The following is a 4785-nucleotide window of genomic DNA, read 5'->3' as shown; positions in this document are numbered from 1 at the left end:
TATGGCAGCAAACGTGGTGATGAACTTCCTGAGGATTTGAGTACTGCAGAAAAAAGGCTTGCAAAGATCAAAGAGGCTAAAAAATACCTGGAAGCCAGAAAAAAGGCTGAAGCCAAAAAGAGCAAGGAGTCTCATAAGAAACACGGCAGAAAATCTCAAAAGCCTGACGACACAGTGAAGCCTGAAACCAAGGTCAATATGACCGATTCTGAGAGTCGTATTCAGAAGACGTCCAAAGGTTATATTCAAGGTTATAATGCTCAGGCCGTAGCTACAGAAGACCAGATAGTTATTGCCTGTGACGTGGTGAATGAGGCCAATGACATTCATCAGCTTAAACCTATGCTGGAGCAGGCACAGCAGAATCTTTCAGAAATAGATGTTTACGCAAAGACAGTCCTTGCTGACGCAGGGTATTGCAGTGACGATAATCTTGAATACCTGGAATCCAAGGATGAAATAAACGCTCTTGTTTCAACCCGGAAAGAGCAAGAGATGAGAAAGGCCGAATCCGGCTCCAAAAATATCAGGCACCGTTCCGACAGATACAAGGCCATGGACAGGAACCTCCAAAACCCAGTCAGTCGATATATTTATGGATTTCGCAAGCGAATAATTGAACCTGTATTTGGGCAGATGAAACATTGTCAGGGTTTCCCCGGCTTTCTCTTACGTGGACTTGAGAAGGTTAAGAACGAATTCACCTTATGGTGCAGTGCGCACAATATTTTGAAGCTATACAGATATGGCGACAGAAAAACGGCAATATGAGCATAAAATAGAGGAAAACAGGGGGTGGAATAAGGCTCTTATGACAATGAATCTCAATAATCAGCATTTCCAGAAAGTCCAGAGGGGCATAAGGCCAAAATTTGGCCGAATCGAAATCTTCGGCTGATATGATTTACGGGACACGCTCCTAAGGATGAAGCAGGCCGGCGCAAAGACAATTGCCCAGGATGAGAAATCATGCGTTGTCTTCGGAATGCCGAAGGAGGCGGTAAAAATGGGCGCTGCAGATAAGGTGGTACCGTTGGACCGGGTCGCGGAAGAGATAGTGAGGATGGTGTGAATTATGGAATGTGATTCTTTGATGAATTTGATTGACGGCATGGCCTCTGAATTTTTATTTCTCGAGACCAGGGAAATCGACATACCGACTGCGGGCAAGCTCCTTAATAATCTGGATGACATAATAAAAGAAGCAGATGACCTGAAGATAGCTCAGTTAAAGAGGATGGCCAGTGGATTGAGCAGTCTTCTGGAGAAGATCATCCTTGATAGTATAGAGGACAAAGAAGCGGGATTTAATATCCTTGAAAAAGGAATTTCCCTCTTGCAGGAGATTGGTGACAGTTTCAGGAATACCGGCGGTTATGAGGGTGATATCGATGGTTTTATGGGCTCAATTGCCGCACTTACAGGGGATCATATAGCGGACGATGTGACTGAGGCCTCTAAAGAGGAATCACAGCCTTCTGAAAAGGCCAAGGTTCAGGACGAGTCCTTGTTGAGGGATTTTATCATTGAGAGCCTGGAATACATCGATGAGATCGAAACCAACACATTGAATCTGGAACAGGAGCCTGAGAACAAAGATCACATCAATGCCATCTTCAGACCGTTTCATTCCATCAAGGGAGTAGCCGCTTTTCTTAATCTGGAACAGATCAGAGATCTTGCCCACGACCTGGAGACCCTTCTGGACCAGGCAAGAAATGACGAACTGCCCATGACTTCCCAGGCTATAGATGTAGTCCTGGATGGAGCCGATGCCCTGAAGGCAATGATCACCAGGTTGAGAGATGACCTGGAAGGAAAGGTGCCAGAACCCCTGGATATAGATATTTCCGCCTTAAGGAAGCGGGTAAAGGCTGCCCAACAGGGGATTTCGGATACAGAGAAGACGCTGAAATTGGGAGAGATACTGGTTGAGGATGGCGCCACAACGCGGGAGTCCTTGGAAGAGGGCCTGAAAGCTGCGCAGGCAGAACCCTCGAAAAAGATAGGGGAGATCTTGATAGATGAGGGTAAGGTCAGCCCGAAACAGGTATCTCAAGCCCTGAGAAAACAATCAAAACAGGCCATGGATACCGCTACGATAAGGGTAGATGTAAAGAAGCTGGATGATCTTATTGATATGGTCGGTGAATTGGTAATCACCCAGTCGATGATCAGGCAGAATCCTATTATTCAATCGAATATGGACAGAAAGCTGGCTAAGGACATCTCCCAACTATCCAGTATTACATCAGAACTCCAAAGGACATCCACCAGCTTGAGGATGGTGCCGATCAAGCAGACCTTTCAGAGGATGTCCCGCCTGGTAAGAGACCTCTCCAGAAAGGTCGGGAAATCGATTGGCGTCGTTATGGAGGGCGAGGATACTGACATAGACAAAAATATGGTGGACGAGATATATAACCCCCTTGTGCACATGGTACGAAATGCGGTGGATCACGGCATAGAGTCCAGGAAGGAAAGAATAAAATCGGGTAAACCCGAGAAAGGTCTGGTTCAACTCAAGGCCTATCATAGGGGCGGCAGTATTGTAATCGAGATATCTGATGACGGAAAGGGGCTGGATAAGGACAAGATACTGAAAAAGGCCATTGAAAATGGAGTTATTAACAGCTCGCAAGGCCTTTCAGATCAGGAGATATATAAGTTGATTTTTCATCCGGGTCTTTCCACTGCCAAGGAGGTAACGGATGTCTCGGGCAGGGGAGTCGGGATGGATGTGGTGAAGCAGGCGGTGGAAAAATTGTCAGGGAAGATAGAGATCAATAGTGTCTATGGCAAGGGAACCAGCATTATGACGTTTTTCCCCCTTACCATGGCCATTATTGACGGCATAACCGTGAGGGTGGGTAAAGAAAGATATATCATCCCTACGGGTGCTATCAGACAACTGCTGCGCCCTCCACGAGAATCTTACAGCAATGTGGTCGGCAGGGGTGAAATGATAAATGTAATGGGCGACCTAATGCCGCTGATGAGATTACATAAATTTTTTGGGATAGAGTGCGAGCATAAAAATCCATGGGAAGCCATAGTAGCGGTGATTGAAGGTGAAGACAAGTCTGAGTGCATCATGGTGGATGAGATTATTGGTGAAGAGGAAGTAGTGATCAAGGGCCTTGGCGAGGGCCTGAAAGATATCAAAGGGGTTTCCAGCGGCGCTATCATGGGAGACGGCAATGTAGGATTGATATTGGATCCGGAGGGTCTGTTTGAATTGAGTGAGATGTAGGATAAAAGCTAACTACTCAGGTTATCAGGTTCACGGTTCAAGGTTAAAAAACGATGAAGATGTAGTTACAAAAAGAGGCAAGGCCATGGGTTCTGATAAAAATATGAAAATATTGATAGTTGATGATTTTGCCACGATGAGAAAGGTCATTAAAAACCTTTTGAGACAGATTGGGTATCAAGATGTCACCGAGGCCGAAGACGGTATTCACGCCTTGAAGGAATTGAAAACGCAAAAGATAGATTTTGTCATCTCCGACTGGAACATGCCCAACATGACTGGCATTGAGCTTCTGAGGGCCGTAAGGGCGGATAGTGAACTAAGCAGTCTGCCATTTCTGATGGTTACTGCAGAGTCTCTCAAGGAAAACGTTGTGGAGGCGGTCAAGGCAGGTGTCAGTAACTATATTGTAAAACCCTTTACTGCCGAGGTCCTGAATGAAAAAATCAAAAAAATTATAGAGAAACAGTAGGGAGCAGGATATGGATGTCAGATTTATCAATCCCTTTTTGGAGGCGACGATAGATGTCTTAAAGACCATGGCCTTTATTGAACCGAGTCCGGGCAGACCATATCTTAAAAATGACAGCCTGGCCATAGGCGATGTCTCAGGGATAATAGGTTTTACAGGGGCGGCAACCGGTTCAATGGCCCTGAGTTTTTCCGAGGGTTGTATATTGAAGATTGTATCAAATATGTTGGATGAAGATATCAAAGAGATAAATGGTGATATTAAGGATGCCGTTGGCGAGATCACAAATATGGTCTCAGGAGCGGCCAGAAAGAAGCTGGAATCGCTCGGCTTGAGTATTTCCGCTGCCATCCCCACTGTAGTCGCAGGCAAGGGTCACTCGGTCTCCCATACCATGGGCGGCCCCAGTATTATTATCCCCTTCGAAACAGAACAAGGGCCTTTTGTTGTTGATGTCTGTGTAGGTGAGATGAAATAAGGTCACTGTGGCGGATGCGGGTACTTTCGGATTGAGTGGTCATAATCAGGCTTTTTCATTATAATCTAAGGATCTCTCTGTTTTTTTTAAACACATACTTGATGATCATTTCTCTATCGTCTTCTGATAATTCTATAAATTTGACAATATAATATTTGCCTTTTCTCTGGTATAGTTCGTCGGAAAAAAGAACAGCAGGCCCCTGAATTCAAGGAAGCGTTCAAAATTCGTTCTGGAATCGAAGCGACCAACTCGGAGCTCAACCGAGCGTATGGGGCGAAGAAGGTATGGACCAGGGGATTCAACAGAGTCAATTATTTGACGAATTCTCTAATCTCTCAATGAAGAACCATATCCCAAATCATTACAAAGCAAATAGATCTCTTATTCCAAAACTACAGGACGGAACAGCGACCCATAGAGCGCGCTTCAGATATACCCAAAGAACCCATATGCGTGAAATCAGACTGGCTCAACCTGCCAGGTTTGTGGACCTGAGGGAAAAACCTCCCCGGAAGGACCTTTCGTTGCCCTCCAGTGCTTTATCTTCCTCTGAAAAGTACGAAGCTGGCCATCCTGAAA

At 45.5% G+C, this 4785-nt stretch carries 5 protein-coding genes and 1 pseudogene; 5 read left to right on the top strand and 1 reads right to left on the bottom strand.

All coding sequences use genetic code 11. The annotated features are described in order from the left end of the window. The 5 genes from C4B57_04555 to C4B57_04535 all read left to right on the top strand — a co-directional run. Nucleotides 1-771 (top strand): DDE transposase (locus tag C4B57_04555; GenBank protein ID PXF55188.1); only part of this gene is annotated, 771 nt, incomplete at its 5' end. A gap of 154 nt (nt 772-925) precedes the next feature. After that, on the top strand, nt 926-1072 hold the full coding sequence (locus tag C4B57_04550) for a hypothetical protein (GenBank protein PXF55187.1): 147 nt from the start codon (nt 926-928) through the stop codon (nt 1070-1072). Between the two features lie 3 nt (nt 1073-1075). Then, nucleotides 1076-3253, top strand: a complete 2178-nt coding sequence (locus C4B57_04545; protein ID PXF55186.1) for a chemotaxis protein CheA — start codon at nt 1076-1078, stop codon at nt 3251-3253. Between the two features lie 85 nt (nt 3254-3338). Beyond that, nucleotides 3339-3725 (top strand): response regulator, encoded by a 387-nt coding sequence (locus tag C4B57_04540; GenBank protein ID PXF55212.1) that lies wholly within the window; start codon nt 3339-3341, stop codon nt 3723-3725. A 10-nt stretch (nt 3726-3735) separates the two neighbouring features. Next, entirely contained in the window at nt 3736-4203 is a 468-nt protein-coding gene (locus C4B57_04535; GenBank protein PXF55185.1) for a chemotaxis protein CheX, read from the top strand. Between the two features lie 431 nt (nt 4204-4634). Here the strand turns inward: C4B57_04535 and C4B57_04530 are convergent. After that, nucleotides 4635-4785: pseudogene (locus tag C4B57_04530) on the bottom strand (IS21 family transposase).

The organism is Deltaproteobacteria bacterium, assembly GCA_003194485.1.
In the GTDB taxonomy this organism is placed as follows: domain Bacteria; phylum Desulfobacterota; class Dissulfuribacteria; order Dissulfuribacterales; family UBA3076; genus UBA3076.
Note: the sequence above shows the minus strand (reverse complement) of the source record. Positions and strands in the feature narration are given on the sequence as shown.

Excerpts from the sequence above, each read along its gene's own strand:
- C4B57_04535 (PXF55185.1), top strand. The coding sequence starts at position 3,736 with ATGGATGTCAGATTTATCAATCCCTTTTTGGAGGCGACGATAGATGTC.
- C4B57_04545 (PXF55186.1), top strand. The coding sequence starts at position 1,076 with ATGGAATGTGATTCTTTGATGAATTTGATTGACGGCATGGCCTCTGAA.
- C4B57_04550 (PXF55187.1), top strand. The coding sequence starts at position 926 with ATGAAGCAGGCCGGCGCAAAGACAATTGCCCAGGATGAGAAATCATGC.
- C4B57_04540 (PXF55212.1), top strand. The coding sequence starts at position 3,339 with ATGGGTTCTGATAAAAATATGAAAATATTGATAGTTGATGATTTTGCC.